The sequence below is a fragment of the Antarctobacter jejuensis genome, from assembly GCF_052266595.1.
GTDB classification, from domain to species: Bacteria; Pseudomonadota; Alphaproteobacteria; order Rhodobacterales; family Rhodobacteraceae; genus Antarctobacter; species Antarctobacter jejuensis.
Map to the genome: position 1 here is coordinate 36,303 of NZ_JBQQXJ010000014.1, position 19,004 is coordinate 55,306.

The following is a 19,004-nucleotide window of genomic DNA, read 5'->3' on the forward strand; positions in this document are numbered from 1 at the left end:
GCTCGGTCATCGTTGCAGGACAAACGACCCCGGCGCGGCCATCAGTGGCGGCAGGCCTTTTTCAGCGCTGCCCATGGCGGGCGGGGCTGTCCGTTCGGCGCTGCTCTTGTTTGCCAGCCAGTCGAACCAGATCGGCCACCAGGACCCCTCTTCGATGTCATGGTGCCCGAGCCAGGTGTCGGGGTCCATGTATTTCCGGCCCGGCGGGCGATGGCCGTGCCGGAAATGCCGATGGCCGTGACCGGGGACGCTCAGCACGCCGCTGTTGTGTCCGCCCGAGGTCAGCACAAATTGGAGGTCGGCGTTGGTGAAAAGCGCCGTCTTGTAAACCGAACGCCATGGCGCGATGTGATCCTTTTCCGTGCCAAGCACGAAAAAGGGCGCGGTGATGTCCTTGAGCGCGATGACCCGCCCCTCGACCGAAAAGCGCCCGGCGGTCAGCCGGTTTTCCAGAAACAGCCCGCGCAGGTATTCCGAGTGCATCCGGTAGGGCATCCGCGTGGCATCGGCGTTCCAGGCCGACAGGTCGAACATCACTTCCTCTTCGCCCAGTAGATACCGGCGCAACAGGCGGCTCCAGACCAAATCGCGTGAGCGCAGCACCTGAAAGGCCCCGGCCATCTGCGGCCCGTCCAGATAGCCTTTGGCCCACATCATGTCCTCCAGATAGGTGATCTGGCTGTCATCGACGAACAGCATCAGTTCGCCTGCCTCGGAGAAATCCGTCTGCCCGGCCAGCAGGGTGATCGAGGCCAGCCTGTCATCCCCGTCCTGCGCCAGCGCAGCCGCGGCGATGGCAAGGATCGTCCCGCCAAGGCAATAGCCGCAGGCATGCACCTTTGGCGCCTCAGTGATCGTCTGGACCGCCTCCAAGGCCTCTATCACTCCGCGGCGTCGGTAATCTTCGAGAGCAAGGTCACGCTGGTCGGCGGTCGGATTGCACCACGAGATGACAAAGACGGTGAACCCCTCGGCCACCAGATGCGCGATCAGCGATTTTTGCGGGCTGAGATCCAGAATGTAGTATTTCATGATCCATGCCGGGACGATCAGGATCGGCTCTGCCTGCACCGTTTTTGTCTGTGGGGCGTATTGGATCAGTTCGAACAGGTCGTTGCGATAGACCACCTGACCCGGTGTCACGGCCAGATCCTTGCCCACTTCGAACCCCGCTTTGGGCGGGGCGCGGTCCAGCGTCACCGTGCGGGCGATATCCTCGGCCAGATGCTTTGCGCCTTTGAAGAAATTCATCCCGCCGGTTTGCAGCGTGCGTTCCACCACCTCTGGGTTGGTCAGCGGGAAATTCGATGGCGCCATCATGTCGAGCGCCTGACGCGCCATGAAATGCACCCGGTCGGCGTTGATCTTGCGCATGCCGCGGATTTCCGAGGTCGCCTCGCTCCACCACTGTTCCTGGGCCAGAAAGCCCGTCTTCAAGATCCGGAACGGCGGCAGCGCCCAGCCGGGATGGTCGAACCGATGATCGCCCGGACCGGGCTGCGGCGCGCCGCTCTGTTTGATAAACGACAGGGTGGCCTCTCCCGCGATCCGGACCGCCTCTTGTGACAGGGCTGTTATCCGGCCGGGCGCATGGCCGAGGTGGGACATCCAATCCATCCACGCCGCGTTGGCCGCATGGGGCGACACGCCGCCGGTAAACCGGGCGCTGGAGGCGCGGAGTGCACGGTCAAGCGTGCTGCTGTCTATCTGGTCCATTTCTTGCGGTTCCCTCGCACGTTCCGTGGGGCAGGTGAGTCGGTTGAGACCCTATGCGCTGTGGCGCGAATTCCCGATGACGTGGATCAAACCGCCCAGCCAAAGTGCCGGTGCTTGACGTGGGTCAAGTCAACCGGTCTGTGGCTGGGCTAGGGTGGCCGTGGAAAAACGCGCACCTTTCTGACAGATATGGCGAACAGGCGAGGACCAGCATGACGGCGGACACCGGCGTGACGAGCTATGGATTGACCTCCGCGCAGGCGGCACAACGTCTTGCGGAGATCGGGCCGAACCAGTTGGCCGAAAAGAAACCTGTCTCTCGCTGGACGATTCTGGCCCGGCAATTCACCAGCCTGCTGATCCTGATGCTGATCGCTGCTGCGGTGATCGCCGCAGCGATGGGCGAGATGGTGGATGCCGTGGCCATCGTGCTGGTCGTGCTGTTGAACGGCGCGCTGGGCTTTGTGCAGGAGTGGCGGACCGAAACCGCCATCGCCGCGCTCAAGAACATGCTGGCGACAGAGGCGCGGGTGGTGCGCGACGGCCGCCAGATGATGATCGACACGCGCCAGATCGTGCCCGGAGACCTTGTGATCCTCGACAGTGGCGACAAGGTTCCGGCGGACCTCGTGTTGACCTCAGGCATGCGCCTGAAGGTGGACGAAAGCGTCCTGACCGGTGAGTCCGTGCCCGTCGACAAGATCATGGGGGCGGGTGATGTTCCGCTGTTCATGGGCTCCAACGTGGTGGCGGGCCGCGCCGAAGGCGTGGTGCGTGCCACCGGGACGCGGACCGAGTTTGGACATATCGCCGAGATGACCGCCTCGATCGATGTTGGACAGACCCATCTGCAGCAGCAATTGGCCCGGTTGGCCCGCCTGTTGGGTGGTATGGCCTTGGCATTGGCGGCGCTGGTGCTGGTGACGGGCCTGTTCGTCGGTCGCCCATTGGAAGAGATGTTCCTGACCTCCATCGCGCTGGCGGTGGCGATGGTGCCCGAGGGTCTGCCCGCGGTGGTGACGATCACGCTGGCGCTTGGTGCATCTGCCATGCTGCGCCGGCATTCCCTTGTGCGGCGATTGCAGGCGGTCGAGACGCTGGGCGCTGCGACGGTGATCTGCACCGACAAGACCGGCACGCTGACCGAAAATGCCATGACGGTTACCCGCGTCTGGATGCCGGCGCGGGCCTATGAGGTGACTGGAACGGGATATGACCCCTCTGGACACATCTCGGTTGAGGGGGGACGGGTGCGGGCGGCGGATGATCCGCGACTGGCCGAATTGATCGACGTGGCCCTGTCCTGCAACCATGCTGAACTGGCCCATCGCGATGGCGGTTGGCGCATGGTGGGCGACCCGACCGAAGGGGCCCTTGTAACGCTGGGATTCAAGGCATGGGCACCGCTGCCGGACCCGGTGGACCGGCTGGCCGAGATTCCCTTTGACGCCGAACGAAAACGTATGAGCGTGGTCATGCGCCGCACGCAGGGCCTGATGCAGATGGTCAAAGGCGCGCCGGAATCCGTGCTGGACGTCTGCGACCGGGTCCAAGGCCCGGAAGGCGCCCCCGAACCGCTGACCAGTGCTATTCGGGAAGAGATCGAGAAAGCGGCGGAAGAGATGGCCTCGGACGGGCGCCGCCTGCTGGCCATGGCGCAGCGCCTGGTCGATGATCCACAATCGGCGGAAGAAGGCCTGATCTTTCTGGGCCTCGTCGGCATGATCGATCCGCCGCGCCCCGAGGTGAAACAGGCGGTCGACCTGTGCCGCCGCGCGGGCATCCGCGTGGTCATGATCACCGGCGATGCACCGCTGACCGGCGGTGCCATCGCGCGCGAGATCGGGTTGCAGGTGGACAGGGTGCTGACCGGGGTGGATCTTGACGCTCTGTCGGACGAAGACCTGGAAACGGTGCTGGACGGCGATACGCATTTCGCGCGCACCGCACCGGCGCACAAGATGCGGCTGGTCGAGGCGCTTCAGCGTCGCGGCAACCTTGTGGCGATGACCGGCGACGGCGTGAACGATGCCCCGGCGCTGCGGCAGGCTGACATCGGCATCGCGATGGGCCAGCGCGGCACGGATGTGGCCAAGGATGCCAGTGATCTGGTCCTTCTGGACGACAATTTCGCCACCATCGTCGGCGCCGTCGAAGAGGGACGCCGCCAGTTCGCCAACATTCAGCGGTTTGTCCGCTACCTGCTGTCCTCCAACGCGGGCGAGGTGGTGGCGATTGTCATCAACCTGTTCCTTGGCGGTCCGCTGATCTTTCTGGCGACGCAGATCCTGTGGATGAACCTTGTCACGGATGGGGTGACGGCGGTTGCGCTGGGGATGGAAAAGGCAGCTCCCGATCAGATGGATCAGCCGCCAGTGCCCAAGGATCACCCGATCCTCGATATGACGGGACTGGCCATGATCGCCTGTTTCGGCATCTACACCGGCGGGGCCAGCCTCTGGCTGTTTTACGGCCACATGGCCGAGGGCGAAGACCTTGCCCGCACGATGGCCTTTACCGGAATGGTGCTGTTCGAAAAGGTCAGTGTCTTTGCTTTCCGGTCTTTCCGCCTGCCGCTGTCGCGGATTGGCTATCTGTCGAACCGGCCGCTGCTGATCGCCTTTTCCGCGACCATGGGGATGCAGGTCGCGGCGGTCTACTGGCCACCGTTGCAGCGCCTGTTGCACACGGTTCCCCTGAACTGGGAACAGCTGGGGCTGCTGGGCGCGCTGGCTCTGCCGCTGGTCGTTGTGCCTGAACTGGTGAAAATCGCCACCTCGGCCCGGACAAAGGGGACATCGCGCGCAGAACGGGGTCTTGCTGCGACAAAGCACTAGCCGCCCCTTGCCGCTGTCCATCGAAGTCAGGCACAAGGCGGACGGCGGGCGGGCGTGTCGGGGCAGGTGGCCCCCCTGTCCGGGACGAGGTTCGAAACGAGAGGCGCGCGGGCTGACATGACGACAGAAACGGGCAAATCCAGTTGCTGCGCACCCGCGCGACAGGGCCAGGGCCCATCCGGTGCCCGCTTTGCACCCGATGCGCGGGAAAGCGATCCGCCGGAGCGGGTGCAGATCCCGGGCGGTCGCGGGCTGATCGGCACCGACCATCCGGAATTGCCGGTGGATGGCGAAGGCCCTCTGCGGCAGGTCCGTGTGAAGCCCTTTGCCATGGACGCCACAACCGTCACCAACACCCGCTTTCGCCAGTTTGCAGAGGCGACGGGCTATGTCACCGATGCCGAACGTCTGGGCAATTCCTTCGTCTTCATTCACCTGCTGCCCAAGGACATGCCGCCGACCCAGGCCGTGGCCGCCGCGCCGTGGTGGCGGGTGATCGAGGGGGCGACATGGGCGGAACCTTTGGGGCCGGGCTCTGCCGCCGAATGCCTGCCGGATCATCCCGTGGTGCATGTCAGCTGGAATGATGCGCAGGTCTTTGCCCGTTGGGCGGGCGGGCGTCTGCCGACAGAGGCAGAGTGGGAACATGCCGCGCGCGGCGGTCTGGGGGACGTGCGTTTTCCCTGGGGCGATCAGGAACCCGACGACACGGATTTCTTTCCCTGCAACATCTGGCAGGGGCAGTTTCCGGACGTGAACCTGAAACTGGACGGTTGGATGGCCACGGCCCCGGCACGGTCCTTTGAGCCCAATGGCTATGGCCTGTACCACATGGTCGGCAACGTCTGGCAATACACGGCCCAGCCGTTCAAGGTGCGGTCGCTGAAAAAGGCGGTGAAACGGGCGCACGCGGACAAGGCGGGATACAAGCTGGCCAAGGGCGGGTCGTTCCTGTGTCACGCAAGTTATTGCTATCGCTACCGTATCGCTGCCCGCACGGGATCGACGCCGGACAGCACCACCTCTCATCAGGGGATCCGGCTGGTCTATGACGCCTAGCGCTTGCAGGCGCAGGCGATGTCAGCGGCGGTTCTCTTTCCCATACCAGGTGGGGTGAAAGTGCGTCATTGCAGCGGGCGGCAGCTTTGATACCTAGGCAAACGCCCGCGAATGATCCGGAAAGGCCAGCCCCAGATGCCCAGCACACCCGCCCAGAACAAGGCCAACGCCATGGCCTTCTACGACATGATGTTCAACAAATGTCAGCCGCGCGCTGCGATCGAGCAGTTCGCCGGAGAGGTCTACATCCAGCACAACCCGCATGTGTGCGACGGCAAAGAATCCTTCATCGCCTATTTCGACCGCATGGCCGCCGAATACCCCGGCAAGTCGGTGACCTTTAAACGGGCGATTGCCGAGGATGACCTTGTGGTGCTGCATTGCCATCAGCTCTGGCCGGGCAGCGACGATTACGCCGGGATCGACATCTTTCGGTTTGATGATAACGGCAAGGTGGTCGAGCATTGGGACGTCCTGCAGGTCATCACCGCAGACTCCGCCAACAACAACGGATTGTTCTGAACGGACGCCCCACCGCGCCATTCGGACCCCCGCCGGTTTGCCGGACAGCTTGCCCTCCGCTGCCAGCGATCGCGCCTCGGTCGCGATAACCTCCTGAACGATCCTTGCCGCAGGCAGAAAGCCTGCGGTCGGGCTGGGCGACGTCCAATGCGCGCGAAGCAGACGACATCGACCCCTGGCGGCAGATGGCAAGGGTCTGTTTGAGCAGGCGGGGGCGCATGCAGAGCTATAACCCAATATATATAGCGAACATATGGAACTAATATATCCGTGTCTGTGCGCGCTCGGCTATGCTCTTTCCATTCGACTTTGTCGAACCTTGGGAGGACAAATGAAAACGCTCATCGCCACCGTAGCTGCGGTGCTTCTTTCCGCATCCGGCGCACTTGCCGACTAGGCGCCTTCTGGTCCGATCAAGGTTCAGATCGGGTTTGCAGCGGGCGGCGGCGCGGTGATGGCACGGTCGGTCAAGGAAGCTGCGGTGGATGGGCTGACCATCGGTGTCGGCATCACCGACACCTTTGCAAATGGCGTGCTGTCCGCGCGAGATCCCGGTTGCGGTGTCGAGGATTTCGACTTTCTGTCGACCATCGCCGGCACCCAGATCGGCATCGTCGCCAAGTCCGACCGCGGCTGGAAGACAATGTCCGACGTGATCGCCGCGGCGAAGGCTGGCGAAATGATCTCTTTCGGGGCCATGACCCCGCGTCTGGCGGATGGCGCCTATTACATCGGCAAGGTCAACGATGTCGATTTCAACATCGTCTCCGGCTACAAGGGCGGCAAGGCGGTCCTCAACGCGATCAACGCCGAGGATGTGGACATCGGCTGGGTGGCCGGTCCGCAAGCCGCGGGCGTTCTTTCCGGTGACCTTGTGAACCATTGTCAATGGTGAGAGCCAGCCGCTGAAAGTCTCGCCCGGCGCGCAGGAACTCAGCGAGATCGGTGTTGAATTCTCGTTTGGCGTCGCCTTCGTGGCGATGGCCCCCGCCGGTCTGCCGCAGGACGCCCGCGATGCACTGAGCGACGCCATCGCCTCTGTTATTCAGAACAAAGGCAGCAAGTCCAACGCCTTCATCAACCGGGTCTTTTCGCTGAAGGTCGCGACCGGCGCGGATGAAAGGGCCTATGTGACAAATACCTGTCTGACGCGCAGGCCCTGATGGACGCCACGGCCGAGTAATCCCCACCACAACCTAGTGAAGACGTACCAGACGGGGGCAAAGCCATGAATCGCCGAGCATACTTGCGCGACATCGCGGTCAGCCTGACGGAAATCGGCTTTGCCCTTGCCGCTCTGGTCGTCTGGGTCCCGATGGACGTGGACACGGGCGTGATCGATGTCTGGCGTCGAAGCGTGCGGATCGGCGACGCCATGCTGCCTGTCTTTGCGGCGGCGGGTGTCCTGATTTCCGCAGCGGCGATCGGACTGCGCACACTGCTGTGCGGGTCCGGGGATACGCCGGGCGTGATCGATCTCCGATTTCTCCTTTGGCTGGCGGTGGTCATGGCGGTCAGCCTTGGCCTGATGATGACCTCCGGGCCTGTCTTGGCTTGGATCGTCTCGGGCGGAGAGACGCCGTACCGGTTTCTGCTGGCGCAGGCACCTTGGAAATATCTGGGCTTTCTGCCGGGCGTCACGGTGCTGACCTATGGGTTGATGGCGCTGGCCGCGCATCGTCCGACATGGCGGCTGGCGGCGCTGGCCTTTGTGGCCACTCTGATCATTGCGCTGCTCTACGATCTTCCTTTCGACACCCTGCTCTTGCCGCCGAACGGTGATTTCTGATGGGTGTTCTGGAATACATCCTTGCCGGGGTCGCAGAGGCGTTCCTGGGCAATCCCGCGCTGGTTCTGGGGCCCATCGTGCTGTCCTGGCCGGTGATCCTCGTGGCGCTGGGGTTCTTCATCGGCGTGCTGATCGGCGCGATGCCGGGCCTGTCCGGGCCATTCGCGATGGCGCTGGCCTTGCCGATCCTGATCTCGATCTTCGGCTTTACCCCGGACGCGCTCTTGCCCGTGCTTGGCTTCCTCGTCGGGGTGATGAAGGGCGCGACCGTGGGCGGGGCGGTGCCCGCGATCCTCTGTTCAACACGCCCGGCACGCCGGATGCCTTCATGACCACGCTGGACGGCCACCCGATGGCGCAGAACGGGCAGGGAGGCAAGGCGCTGCGCGTGGCGCATTTCGCATCCGTCAGCGGGGATACATTCTCCGACATCGTGCTGTTCGTCTGCGCGCCCTTTCTTGCCATCAGCATCGAGGCCTTCCTTGGCCTGCCGGAAAAGGCCGCGCTGATGATCCTGTCGCTGTCCTTTGTCGCGGTGGTCGTGGGCAATGACACGTGGAAAGGGCTGCTGGCCGCGTGCCTCGGGTTGTTCGCGGCCTCTATCGCAACCGGGACCGACACCTATCCTCGCCTGTCGATGGGCAGCGATGTACTGGCCACCGGTCTGCCAACCATCGCCGTGGTCATCGGCCTGTTGGTGGTGGGGGAGATATTCGTCAGCCTGCAAGAGATGTGGCTGTCCAAGCGCGACCGGCAGAAACCGGCCGAACAGCCCGCACCGGGGGACTCGACGCTCAGCATGGGGGAGAGTCGCAAACTGCAGCCCCGATCGGCGTGTCCGAATATCCCGTTCATCGCCACCAAGCCGCGCTGGGCCTATGAAATGGCGACCGGCCCGGCATTGAGTTTCGGCAACGTGGTCGGCCATGCCAAGGGCGTCGATGATCTTGCCAGCCTGCTGACCTGGGCCGCCGAGATGGTCGATCCCGCGCTGGACTGGGACGACTTCGAGTGGATCCGAAAGGAATGGAGCGGGCCGGTGATCCTGAAGGGGATCATGGATGTCGAGAACGAAAAGATCGCTGCCGACTTGGGGATCGAAACCATCGCCGTGTCGCGCTATGGCGGGCGCCGACAGGACGGCGCGGGCAGTTCCATTGCCCTGCTGCCGCAGATCGCGGATGGGGTGGGTGACCGGGTAGAGCTGATGCTGGATTCGGGCGTGCGCACGGGCATGGACGTCTCCCGCGTCGATTGACCCCGTCTCAGCGGCCCTGCAGCACGTCCTGCCACTCGGGGTGCCGCTGGATCTGTGCCTTGGCAAAGGGGCAGAGCGGCACCACCTTGCGCCCTTCGGTTCGGGCGTCCGTGATCGCCCGTTCGACCAGCGCCTGACCAGCCCCACGCCCGCGCAGGGCGTCGGGTACTTCTGTGTGGTCGATGATGATCGCAGACGAGCCAAGCCGCGAATAGGTCAGTTCGGCCCTGTGCCCGTCGATGGTCAGCACGTAGCGGCCCTTGCTGTCGGTTTCCTCGCGCCTGATGTCAGGGGCGCTCATGCGGCCTGTTCCTTGTCCAGATGTTCCAGAATGCGGGCGTAATTCTCTTCGCCCTGCGCGCCGACCACCAGATGCTGCCTGGCAAAGATCATCGCCGGAACGCCCGTGATCCCGCGCGAGGTCCAGAATTGTTCCTTCTGGCGCACACTGTCGGCACGGTCCCCGCTGTCCAGCATGGCAAGCGCCGCGTCGCGCTCCAACCCGATTTCGGCTGCGACATCGGCCAGCACACCCGGATCGGCGATATTCTCCCGCCAGGTGAAAAAGGCGGCGAACAGCGCCATCTTGGCCGCGTGCCCCTTGCCCTGTTCCGTCGCCCAATCGATCAGCTGATGAGCGCGAAACGTGTTCCACATCCGCATGTCATCCGCATAATCAAAGGTGAACCCCAGCGCCGCGCCCATCTCGGTCAGCCGCTCTCGCGCCTGGCGCGACTCCTCGGCCGTTGTACCGTATTTTGCGGCCAGATGCTCGCGCAGGTCCTCGCCTTCGTCCGCCATACCGGGGTTCAGTTCGAACGGGTGCCAGAAAACCTCGATCTCGATCCCTGTGTCCGCAGAGGCCTTTTTTAGCTGGTGATAGCCGATCGCACACCATGGGCAGACGACGTCCGACACGATGTCCACACGGATGGGGGCGGGGGTGCTCATGATCTCTGTCCTTGTCCTGTTCGGCACCGTTGCCGGTGCCGTCGCCCGACAGAGATAGGGCGCATGCTCCCCTGACAAAAGGTGCGGGGCGCGCAACCGTCATCCGTAGCGGGCGGAGCTACTGGCCGCGCACCTCGCGCACCCATGCCACAATCTGGCGGCGGGCGTCGTCATCCATGTCGATGGCATTGGGGGGCGGCATCGCGTGGGTCCGTCCGGCCTGCAAATAGATCTGGTCCGCATGGCGGGCGACATCGGCCTCGGTTTCCAGCACCACGCCCTTGGGCGGCCACATCAGCCCCTCCCATGACGGCTCACGCGCGTGGCACATGGAACAGTTGCCAACCACCGCGTAATAGGCATCCTCGAAACCCTCGGCAGAGGCGTATTTCTGTTCATAAGGCGTCAGGGCGCGCGCCTCGCTTTCCTCGTAGCTGTCCATGCCGGAAGCCGTCGACAGCCACGCGATCACGATCATGATCCCCACCGTCACCGGCCATGTCCACATCGGCCCTGTGCCGGTCTTGTGCATGGTGTTGAAGTAATGGCGGATGGTCACCCCTGTCAGGAAGATCAGGCAGGCGATGATCCATGCATACTGCGTGGCAAAGGCCAGCGGGTAGTGGTTCGACAGCATCAGGAACACCACCGGCAAGGTCAGGTAGTTGTTGTGGGTCGACCGCAGCTTGGCAATCTTGCCGTATTTCGCATCCGGCGTCCGCCCGGCCTTCAGGTCCGCCACCACGATCCGCTGGTTCGGCATGATCTGAAAGAAGACGTTGGCCGTCATGATCGTGGCGGTAAAGGCGCCCAGATGCAGCAGCGCCGCGCGACCGGTGAAGATCTGGTGATAGCCCCAGCTCATCACCACAAGGATCGTGAACAGCAGCAGCATCAAGAGGGTGGGCGTTTCGCCCAGCTTGGATTTGCACATGAAATCATAAGCCAGCCAGCCGATGGTCAGCGACCCACCGGAGATCAGGATACCTTGCAACAGGCTCAGATCCGCCTTGGTCGGGTCCAGCAGGTAGAGTTCCCCGCCGACCCAATAGATGATCATCAACAGCGCCGCACCTGACAGCCATGTCGAATAGCTCTGCCATTTGTGCCATGTCAGGTGCTCCGGCATCCGGGCGGGGGCGACCATATATTTTACGGTGTGATAGAACCCGCCGCCATGCACCTCCCATTCTTCGCCAAACGCACCCTCGGGCAGATCGGGGTTCGGCTTCAGCATCAGGTCGAGCGCGATGAAGTAGAACGATGCGCCGATCCACGCCATCGCCGTGACGACGTGCAGCCAGCGGACGGAAAAGGCGATCCAGTCCCAGATTATTGCCAGATCATACATGGCGTGCCTCCAAAGAATCGTGGTTTCGGGCAGACTAGGCGCGCACCATTTGTTCTGCTATCGCTGCCAAAAGCCAAGCTGCATCAAAAAAAACAAAAGAATGTCCTACCTCGACAACATTCGCACCTTTGTCCGTGTCTACGAATTGGGCAGCATGTCCGCCGCAGGCCGCGATTTGCGGATTTCGCCGGCGGTGACATCTTCGCGGATTTCGCAACTGGAGGAGCATCTGGGCGTGCGGCTGTTTCAGCGCACCACGCGCAGCCTGACCCCGACAGAGCAGGGGCAATCCTTCTATCGCGGGGCGACGGATATCCTTGATGCGGTGGAAAGCGCCGAGGCGCAGATCGTCAATATCACCGAAAACCTCAAGGGGTCGCTCTATGTGGCAGCACCCTTGGGCGTCGGTCGGCGGTTGATCGCGCCGCAGGTGCCTGATTTTCTGAAGGAATATCCAGAGGTCAGCGTGCGTCTGCGCCTCACGGACCGGCGCGTGGACCTGACGACAGAGGGGCTGGATCTTGCGTTTTTCCTGGGCCAGCCAGAGGACAGCAACCTGCGCATCCGCAAGATCGCGGATGTGGAAAGGGTGCTTTGCGCGGCTCCTGACTATATCGCGGCGCGCGGGATGCCCAAGGACGGGGATGAGTTGATCGCCAAGCGGCACGAATGCCTCAGCCTGCGGTTTCCCGGCGCGACGGAATTCCAGTGGCGGCTATCGACGGCGGAAGGGCCAAAGCGTTTTCGCGTCTCGGGCCGCTACGAGTCCGATGACGGCGATGTGCTGACCGATTGGGCGCTGGCGGGCCACGGGATCGCGATGAAACCGGTGTTTGAGATCGCCGAGCATCTGAACAACGGCGCGCTGATCCCGGTCGCGGTGGATACCCCGCCCGAACCGATCCAGATGGCCTGTCTGTTCACCCACCGGCGCAGGCAGGACCCCAAGACGCGGTTGTTCATGGAATTCATGGTCGAGCGCATTGCCTCGACGATCCGTGCCACCGAACGACCGCGCCCGTAACGCTCAGCTGCCGCGGTAGGTAGAGTAGCCGAACGGCGACAGCAGCAGGGGCACATGATAATGCGACTGTTCCGACATGCCGAAGCGGATCGGAATCACATCCAGAAAACGCGGATCTTCCGGCGCAATGCCGCAGGCGTCCAGATAGGCACCTGCATGAAAAATAAGCTCATACTCGCCAATCTGGAACTGATCGGCAGGCAGGATCTGTTCATCCGTGCGGCCATCTTCATTGGTGGTCAGCGTCTTGAGCAGCCTGCGGCCCGTTCCCTCGATCCGGAAAAGCTCGATCTTCAGTCCCTCTGCGGGGCAGCCGCGCGCGGTGTCGAGCACATGAGTGGTCAGGTAGCCGGTCATTTTCAAAGCCTCCGCTATGGTCTGCGCGTTTTCTAGACGCGACGGAGGGCGTAGGACAAAGCCGGACTCACAAGATAGTCCTTTCTTGTTTTTTTGAAAAACAGGCGGGATTTTCTGGATTATGCATTGGGCAACCGAAGAGGAACCAAAGTTGAAACGCTATCCACGCGACATGAGAGGCTACGGCGCGGACGTTCCGGCGGCCAACTGGCCGAACGGGGCAAAGATCGCCGTGCAGATCGTCCTCAACTACGAAGAGGGCGGCGAGAACAACATCCTGCACGGGGATGCAGCGTCAGAGGCTTTCCTGTCAGAGATTACCGGCGCGGCGGCCTGGCCCGGGCAGCGGCACTGGAACATGGAAACGATCTATGAATATGGCAGCCGCGCCGGGTTCTGGCGGGTGCACCGCCTGCTAAAGGATCTGCCAATCACCGTCTACGGTGTGGCCACCGCGCTGGCCCGCGCGCCGGAACAGGTAAAGGCCATGCAAGCCGCAGGCTGGGAAATCGCCAGCCACGGTTTGAAGTGGATCGAGCACAAGGACATGGACCCGGAAGAGGAACGCGCCCAGATCCGTGAGGCGATCCGGCTGCACACAGAGGTGACGGGCGCCGCACCGCGTGGCTGGTACACCGGGCGCTGTTCGATGAATACTGTGGACCTTGCCGCCGAAGAGGGTGATTTCGCCTATGTCGCAGACAGTTACGCCGATGACTTGCCCTATTGGGTGAAGGCGGGCGGCAAGGATCAGTTGATCGTGCCTTACACCATGGACTGCAACGACATGCGGTTTGCGATACAGGCGGGCTTTACCAACGGCGACCAGTTCGAAAGCCATCTGCGCGACAGTTTCGACATGCTCTATGCCGAAGGTCAGGCAGGCGCGCCCAAGATGCTGTCCATCGGGCTGCACTGTCGTCTGGTGGGGCGACCGGGCCGCGCGATGGCGCTGAAACGCGCGCTGGAACACATGGCATCGCATGAGGGCGTCTGGTTCGCCACCCGCGAACAGATCGCCGATCACTGGGCAATGCAGCATCCGCCCGCGTCCCGCACGCGCCCGTCCGAAATGGAACGGGAGAGTTTTGTCGCCGCCTTCGGTGGCATCTTTGAACACAGCCCGTGGATCGCCGAGGGCGCCCATGATCTGGAACTGGGCCCGCATCACGACAGCGCGGTGGGCGTGCACAACGCGCTGGCGCGCGTCTTCCGCTCAGCCTCCGAGGAACAGCGCCTTGGCGTGCTGACCGCGCACCCCGATCTGGCGGGCAAGCTGGCCGCTGCAGGCCGCCTGACGGCTGAGTCCACGGCCGAACAGGCGGGGGCGGGGCTGGACATGCTGACGGATGAGGAGCGCGAGACCTTTCAGAAGCTGAACGCCGATTACGTCGCGCGCCACGGTTTTCCTTTCATCATCGCGGTCAAGGACAATACCAAATCCAGCATCCTCGACGCCTTTCAGCGCCGTATCGGCAATGACCGCGCCACCGAATTCGCCGAGGCCTGCCGTCAGGTGGAACGCATCGCCGAACTGCGCCTGATCGAGAAGCTGGGCGCATGAGCGGGACCATCACGCTGCGCCCGCTGACGGCAGAGGCGTTCAAACCCTTTGGCGATGTTCTGGACACCCAAGGGGCGCCCGACAAGCTGATCAATCAGGGGCTTTGTGGCCGATACCATGACCGCGCCACCCTGGACTTTGCCGATGGCCGCGCCGGGATCAGCCTGTTCAAGGCCGAGCTGCGAACGCTGCCCCTGACGCTGGAGATGATGGAGCGCCATCCGCAGGGATCACAGGCCTTCATTCCGATGTGCATGGAGGCATTTGTGGTCATCGTTGCCGAAGATGCAGGCAACCGCCCCGGCCAGCCAATGGCCTTTGTCACGCAACCCGGGCAGGCGATCAATTTCCACCGCAACACTTGGCATGGCGTCCTGACCCCGATCCGCGGGTCCGGGCTGTTCGCCGTGGTGGACCGTATCGGCGCTGGGGACAACCTCCAGGAACACTGGTTCGAAACCGCTTACCAGGTGGTGGAGGGCTGACGACCCGGGCCTCCGGGAGGAGCGGTGGCCCAAATGAACAGCTATGAGGGGAGATATGAATGGCTGACGTATCCATCGGAACGCCAGCGCAGTTGCGCGATCCGGATTACACACCACCCATCGCCAAGGCGGTGCCGCTGGGCATCCAGCACGTGCTGGCGATGTTCGTGTCAAACGTCACACCTGCAATCATCGTCTGCGGCGCGGCAGGCTTCGGCTTTGGCTCCAACAGCCCCGACTTCCCGCAGATGATCTACATGATCCAGATGTCGATGTTCTTTGCTGGCATCGCCACGCTGTTTCAGACCATCGGTGTCGGCCCGGTGGGCGCGCGGCTGCCGATCGTGCAGGGGACATCCTTTGCCTTCATCCCGATCATGATCCCCTTGGTGGCGGGCAAGGGCGTTGATGCCATTGCCGTGCTGATGGGCGGCATTCTTGTCGGCGGTATCTTTCACGCCACGCTGGGCCTCTTTATCGGCAAGATCCGCTTTGCGCTGCCGCCGCTGGTCACCGGCCTTGTGGTCACCATGATCGGGCTGGCGCTGGTCAAGGTCGGCGTCCAGTATGCCGCTGGCGGTGTGCCCGCGATGGATCAGCCGGAATACGGCTCTGCCATCAACTGGTTCATGGCCGGCACGGTGATCGTCGTCACGCTGGGGCTAAAGTTCTTTGCCCGCGGGATGCTGTCCGTCTCCGCCGTTCTCGTCGGTCTGCTGGTGGGCTATGCCGTGGCCTTCGCGCTGGGGCAGGTGAACCTTGGCAACGTGGGGCAGGCCGCGCCGTTTGCCCTTCCGAACCCGCTGCATTTCGGGCTGGAATTCTCGGTTGCCGCGATTGTCGGATTCTGCCTGATGTCCTTCGTCTCGGCGGTTGAAACCGTGGGCGACGTGTCCGGCATCACCAAGGGCGGCGCGGGCCGCGAGGCCACCGACAAAGAGATCCAGGGCGCGACCTTTGCCGACGGGATCGGCACTGCGATTTCCGGCCTGTTCGGCGCGCTGCCGAACACCTCGTTCAGCCAGAACGTCGGCCTGATCGCCATGACCGGCGTCATGAGCCGCCACGTCGTCACCATCGGCGCAATCTTCCTGATCATCTGTGGGTTGATCCCCAAGATCGGCGCGGTGATCTCGTCGATCCCGATCGAGGTACTGGGCGGCGGTGTGATCGTCATGTTCGGCATGGTCGTGGCTGCCGGTATCTCGATGCTGTCGGATGTGACCTGGAACCGCCGCAACATGGTGATCTTTGCCATTGCCCTGTCGCTGGGTCTGGGGCTGCAACTGGAACCGAACGCCCTGCAATATCTGCCCGGCACGCTGAAGGTCTTGGCCACCTCGGGTATCCTGCCCGCGGCCCTGATCGCCATCGTGCTGAACCTCGTCCTGCCAGAGGAACTGTCGGACGAGGCGACCGAGGAGGTCTCTGGCGGTTTGGCCGGCCACGGCCACGGATCTCTGGCCCGCGACGATCACGCGTGAGCCACGGCCCCGGCGCGTGGACCGCCTCGGGGACAAATGGAAAGGCGGTGCAGAGGATGCACCGCCTTTTTTATGCGTGAACCGGCTCGGGTTGGCGTGCCGTGCATTTGGTATCGGGCGGCGCATCATTGCCCGGCTGATCCCCGACTTTGTCGAACAGCACCCGGAAATCCAGACGCGCATGTCGGACCGCAAACTGAAACCGCCTCCGGCGGGGGGGCGGCTGTGACGTTGGAATGCTCAGTCGTGGATTACTCTGCCGCCTTCAGCCGCGCATGGCGGCTGTGCGTGGCGATGCCCGGACGCAGGGCCATGTGGCGATTGACGTCCTTGTAGAGCAGATAGCGGAACCGGCCCGGCCCGCCCGCGTAACAGGCCTGCGGGCAGAAGGCGCGCAGCCACATGTAATCGCCCGCCTCGACCTCGACCCAATCGGTGTTCAGCCGGTAAACCGCCTTGCCCTCAAGTACATAAAGCCCGTGCTCCATCACGTGGGTCTCAAGAAAGGGGATCACCGCGCCGGGTTCCAGCGTGACGATGGTAACATGCATGTCGTGGCGCAGGTCCGCAGGGTCCACAAAGCGGGTCGTCGCCCATTTGCCATCCGTGCCGGGCATCTCGGTCGGGGTGATGTCATTCTCGTTCAGGATCAGCACGTCCGGCGTGTCCAGCCCCTCGACCGACTCATAGGCCTTGCGCACCCAATGAAACCGCAGGGTCTCGTCGCCTCGATTGTGCAGGGTCCAGCCGCTCGACGGGGGCAGGTAGGCATAGCCGCCCGGCGTCAGGACATGGGTTTCTCCCCCCACGGCCAGCGTCGCTTCACCCTCGACCACGAACAGCACGCCTTCGGCCTCCGGGTCTGTTTCGGGCCGGTCGGACCCGCCGCCGGGCTGCACCTCCATGATGTATTGCGAAAACGTCTCGGCAAATCCGCTAAGCGGGCGCGAGATGACCCACAGCCGCGTGTCGGTCCAGAAGGGTAGAAAGCTGGTCACGATGTCCCGCATCGTGCCCTTGGGGATCACGGCGTAGGCCTCGGTAAAGACCGCGCGATCCGTCAGCAACTGATCCTGACCGGGGTGCCCCCCGTGCGGCGCGAAATATTTGGTGCTCATGCAGGCTCCTGAAACGGCAGAGGCAGGGTTTCCCCGAATATGCGGCGCAAAGCGGGCTTGGACCACCACAAATCAGGCAACAACTCTTTTCCGGTCAATTTGAAAATCGGCGATGACCTTAGCCAAGGCCGAAAAGGCGGATGTCCCGTGCGTGGGCCGGGATGGTCAGATCTGGACCGACAGGGCGCAGACCTCCGGTTGCGTCCGGGCCACCACCCGCCCGTTGGAAATCACTGCCAGCCGGGCAGGGCGCAGGCGCAAGGCCTCGATCGGATCGGGCGCATCCAGCACCACAAGGCTGCCGCGCGCCCCCGGCGTCAGACCAAACTCCAGCCCCATGACCTGTGCCGGTGTGTTCGTGACCATGTCAAACGCCGCGCGCATCTGATCAGGCGCCGTCATCAGCGCCACGTGCAGTCCCATATGCGCCACCTCAAGCATGTCACCGGAGCCCAGCGGATACCAAGGATCGCGCACGCAATCCTGACCAAAGGCCACGGTCACCCCCGCTGCGCGCAGTTCCGGCACCCGGGTCAGACCGCGCCGTTTCGGGTATGTGTCCATGCGCCCCTGCAGGGTGATGTTGATCAACGGATTGGGGATCGCCGCCACCTGCGCCTCCGCGACCAGCGGCAACAACTTGGCGACATAGTAGTTGTCCATCGAATGCATCGAGGTCAGGTGAGAGCCCGCAACCCGCCCCTGCAAACCGCAGCGGACGGTTTCGGAGGCCAGCGTTTCGATGTGGCGGCTCAGGGGATCATCGCTTTCATCGCAATGCAGGTCCACGCGCAGGCCCCGGTCTGCCGCCAGTTCGCAGGCCGCCCGCACAGAGGCCGCCCCGTCGGCCATCGTGCGTTCGAAATGCGGGATACCGCCCACCACGTCGACCCCGGCATCCAGCGCGCGGATCACCTGTTGTTCGGCCCCTTTCGCCCGGAACCAGCCGTCCTGCGGAAAGGCGACCAGCTGCAGGTCCAGCACGTCCCTGACCCTGTCACGGACCTCCAGCAGCGCCTCGACGGTGCGAAAGGTCGGGTCGGTGACGTCCACATGGCTGCGGATGGCCAGCACACCCTTGCCAATGGCCTGCCGGCAATAGTCCAGCGCCCGCGCGACGATCTCTTCGCGACTCTGGATCCGCTTCAGCTCTCCCCACAGGCCGATGCCCTCCAACAGCGTGCCAGAGGCGTTCACCCGTGGCTTGCCATAGCTCAGCGTCGCATCCATGTGGAAATGCGCATCGACAAAGGGCGGGGCGATCAGCTTGCCCTGCGCCTCGATCACCTCGCGTGCCTCGGCTGTGATGCCGGGCTCCACGGCGGTGATCCTGCCGTCCGTGATGGCCACGTCCGCCTGCGTGCCGTCGGGCAGGATGCCGCCCCTGACCAGTAGATCCATCGCTGCGCGTCTCCCCTAATCGTGCCGTGTCCGGGCGGGCTGCGGTCAGGGCAATTCCTGACAAAAGGTTAATTCGTCTCTGGAACCC

At 63.4% G+C, this 19,004-nt stretch carries 19 protein-coding genes; 12 read left to right on the plus strand and 7 right to left on the minus strand.

Annotation, left to right across the window (positions count from 1 at the left end; translation table 11 throughout):
* Positions 1-6: 6 nt before the first annotated feature.
* On the minus strand, positions 7-1,716 hold the full coding sequence (locus ACTXGA_RS18265; protein WP_443396043.1) for a PHA/PHB synthase family protein: 1,710 nt from the start codon (positions 1,714-1,716) through the stop codon (positions 7-9).
* A gap of 212 nt (positions 1,717-1,928) precedes the next feature.
* Between ACTXGA_RS18265 and ACTXGA_RS18270 the strand changes: the two genes are divergently transcribed.
* The 8 genes from ACTXGA_RS18270 to ACTXGA_RS18305 all read left to right on the plus strand — a co-directional run bounded on the left by ACTXGA_RS18270 (position 1,929) and on the right by ACTXGA_RS18305 (position 9,181).
* Positions 1,929-4,553: a cation-translocating P-type ATPase gene (locus ACTXGA_RS18270; RefSeq protein ID WP_443396044.1), complete on the plus strand. Its 2,625-nt coding sequence runs from the start codon at positions 1,929-1,931 to the stop codon at positions 4,551-4,553.
* A gap of 117 nt (positions 4,554-4,670) precedes the next feature.
* Positions 4,671-5,612, plus strand: coding sequence for a formylglycine-generating enzyme family protein (locus tag ACTXGA_RS18275; protein WP_443396045.1), 942 nt, complete (start codon positions 4,671-4,673; stop codon positions 5,610-5,612).
* A gap of 135 nt (positions 5,613-5,747) precedes the next feature.
* Complete coding sequence (locus ACTXGA_RS18280) at positions 5,748-6,134, plus strand: nuclear transport factor 2 family protein (protein WP_443396046.1); 387 nt, start codon at positions 5,748-5,750, stop codon at positions 6,132-6,134.
* A 424-nt stretch (positions 6,135-6,558) separates the two neighbouring features.
* Positions 6,559-7,029 carry a tripartite tricarboxylate transporter substrate-binding protein gene (locus ACTXGA_RS18285; protein ID WP_443396124.1) on the plus strand — a complete coding sequence of 157 codons (471 nt, stop codon included), beginning with the start codon at positions 6,559-6,561 and terminating at the stop codon, positions 7,027-7,029.
* Positions 7,030-7,108: 79 nt separating this feature from the next.
* Complete coding sequence (locus ACTXGA_RS18290; RefSeq protein WP_443396047.1) at positions 7,109-7,297, plus strand: hypothetical protein; 189 nt, start codon at positions 7,109-7,111, stop codon at positions 7,295-7,297.
* Between the two features lie 65 nt (positions 7,298-7,362).
* Positions 7,363-7,923: a hypothetical protein gene (locus ACTXGA_RS18295; protein ID WP_443396048.1), complete on the plus strand. Its 561-nt coding sequence runs from the start codon at positions 7,363-7,365 to the stop codon at positions 7,921-7,923.
* The gene (locus ACTXGA_RS18300; protein WP_443396049.1) at positions 7,923-8,255 is read left to right on the plus strand and encodes a tripartite tricarboxylate transporter permease; all 333 of its coding nucleotides are present in this window, start codon (positions 7,923-7,925) and stop codon (positions 8,253-8,255) included. Before ACTXGA_RS18295 ends, ACTXGA_RS18300 begins: the two co-directional genes overlap by 1 nt.
* Positions 8,252-9,181, plus strand: coding sequence for an alpha-hydroxy-acid oxidizing protein (locus ACTXGA_RS18305; RefSeq protein ID WP_443396050.1), 930 nt, complete (start codon positions 8,252-8,254; stop codon positions 9,179-9,181). The genes ACTXGA_RS18300 and ACTXGA_RS18305 overlap by 4 nt, the downstream gene beginning before the upstream one ends.
* A 7-nt stretch (positions 9,182-9,188) precedes the next feature.
* Here ACTXGA_RS18305 and ACTXGA_RS18310 read toward each other — a convergent pair whose 3' ends face one another.
* The 3 genes from ACTXGA_RS18310 to ACTXGA_RS18320 form a co-directional block, all read right to left on the minus strand.
* Positions 9,189-9,482: a GNAT family N-acetyltransferase gene (locus tag ACTXGA_RS18310; RefSeq protein WP_443396051.1), complete on the minus strand. Its 294-nt coding sequence runs from the start codon at positions 9,480-9,482 to the stop codon at positions 9,189-9,191.
* Positions 9,479-10,132 (minus strand): DsbA family oxidoreductase, encoded by a 654-nt coding sequence (locus tag ACTXGA_RS18315; protein WP_443396052.1) that lies wholly within the window; start codon positions 10,130-10,132, stop codon positions 9,479-9,481. The genes ACTXGA_RS18310 and ACTXGA_RS18315 overlap by 4 nt, the downstream gene beginning before the upstream one ends.
* Positions 10,133-10,250: 118 nt before the next feature.
* Complete coding sequence (locus tag ACTXGA_RS18320) at positions 10,251-11,483, minus strand: urate hydroxylase PuuD (protein WP_443396053.1); 1,233 nt, start codon at positions 11,481-11,483, stop codon at positions 10,251-10,253.
* Between the two features lie 100 nt (positions 11,484-11,583).
* On the opposite strand from ACTXGA_RS18320, the gene ACTXGA_RS18325 reads away from it, so the two are divergent.
* A complete protein-coding gene (locus ACTXGA_RS18325; RefSeq protein ID WP_443396054.1) occupies positions 11,584-12,507 on the plus strand; it encodes a LysR family transcriptional regulator in 924 nt (307 codons plus the stop codon).
* Positions 12,508-12,510: 3 nt separating this feature from the next.
* On the opposite strand, the gene uraH is transcribed toward ACTXGA_RS18325, so the two are convergent.
* Positions 12,511-12,864, minus strand: a complete 354-nt coding sequence (uraH, locus tag ACTXGA_RS18330; RefSeq protein WP_443396055.1) for a hydroxyisourate hydrolase — start codon at positions 12,862-12,864, stop codon at positions 12,511-12,513.
* Positions 12,865-13,015: 151 nt separating this feature from the next.
* On the opposite strand from uraH, the gene puuE reads away from it, so the two are divergent.
* From puuE to ACTXGA_RS18345, 3 genes are read left to right on the plus strand one after another with little or no spacing between them, the layout of a single operon-like run.
* Positions 13,016-14,428, plus strand: a complete 1,413-nt coding sequence (puuE, locus tag ACTXGA_RS18335) for an allantoinase PuuE (protein WP_443396056.1) — start codon at positions 13,016-13,018, stop codon at positions 14,426-14,428.
* Positions 14,425-14,913 (plus strand): ureidoglycolate lyase, encoded by a 489-nt coding sequence (locus tag ACTXGA_RS18340; protein WP_443396057.1) that lies wholly within the window; start codon positions 14,425-14,427, stop codon positions 14,911-14,913. Before puuE ends, ACTXGA_RS18340 begins: the two co-directional genes overlap by 4 nt.
* Before the next feature lie 59 nt (positions 14,914-14,972).
* Positions 14,973-16,397, plus strand: a complete 1,425-nt coding sequence (locus ACTXGA_RS18345) for a uracil-xanthine permease family protein (RefSeq protein WP_443396058.1) — start codon at positions 14,973-14,975, stop codon at positions 16,395-16,397.
* A gap of 251 nt (positions 16,398-16,648) precedes the next feature.
* Here the strand turns inward: ACTXGA_RS18345 and ACTXGA_RS18350 are convergent, their stop codons facing one another.
* Positions 16,649-17,515, minus strand: coding sequence for a bifunctional allantoicase/(S)-ureidoglycine aminohydrolase (locus tag ACTXGA_RS18350; protein WP_443396059.1), 867 nt, complete (start codon positions 17,513-17,515; stop codon positions 16,649-16,651).
* Positions 17,516-17,680: 165 nt separating this feature from the next.
* Positions 17,681-18,916, minus strand: a complete 1,236-nt coding sequence (locus ACTXGA_RS18355) for a cytosine deaminase (protein ID WP_443396060.1) — start codon at positions 18,914-18,916, stop codon at positions 17,681-17,683.
* Between the last annotated feature and the right edge of the window lie 88 nt (positions 18,917-19,004).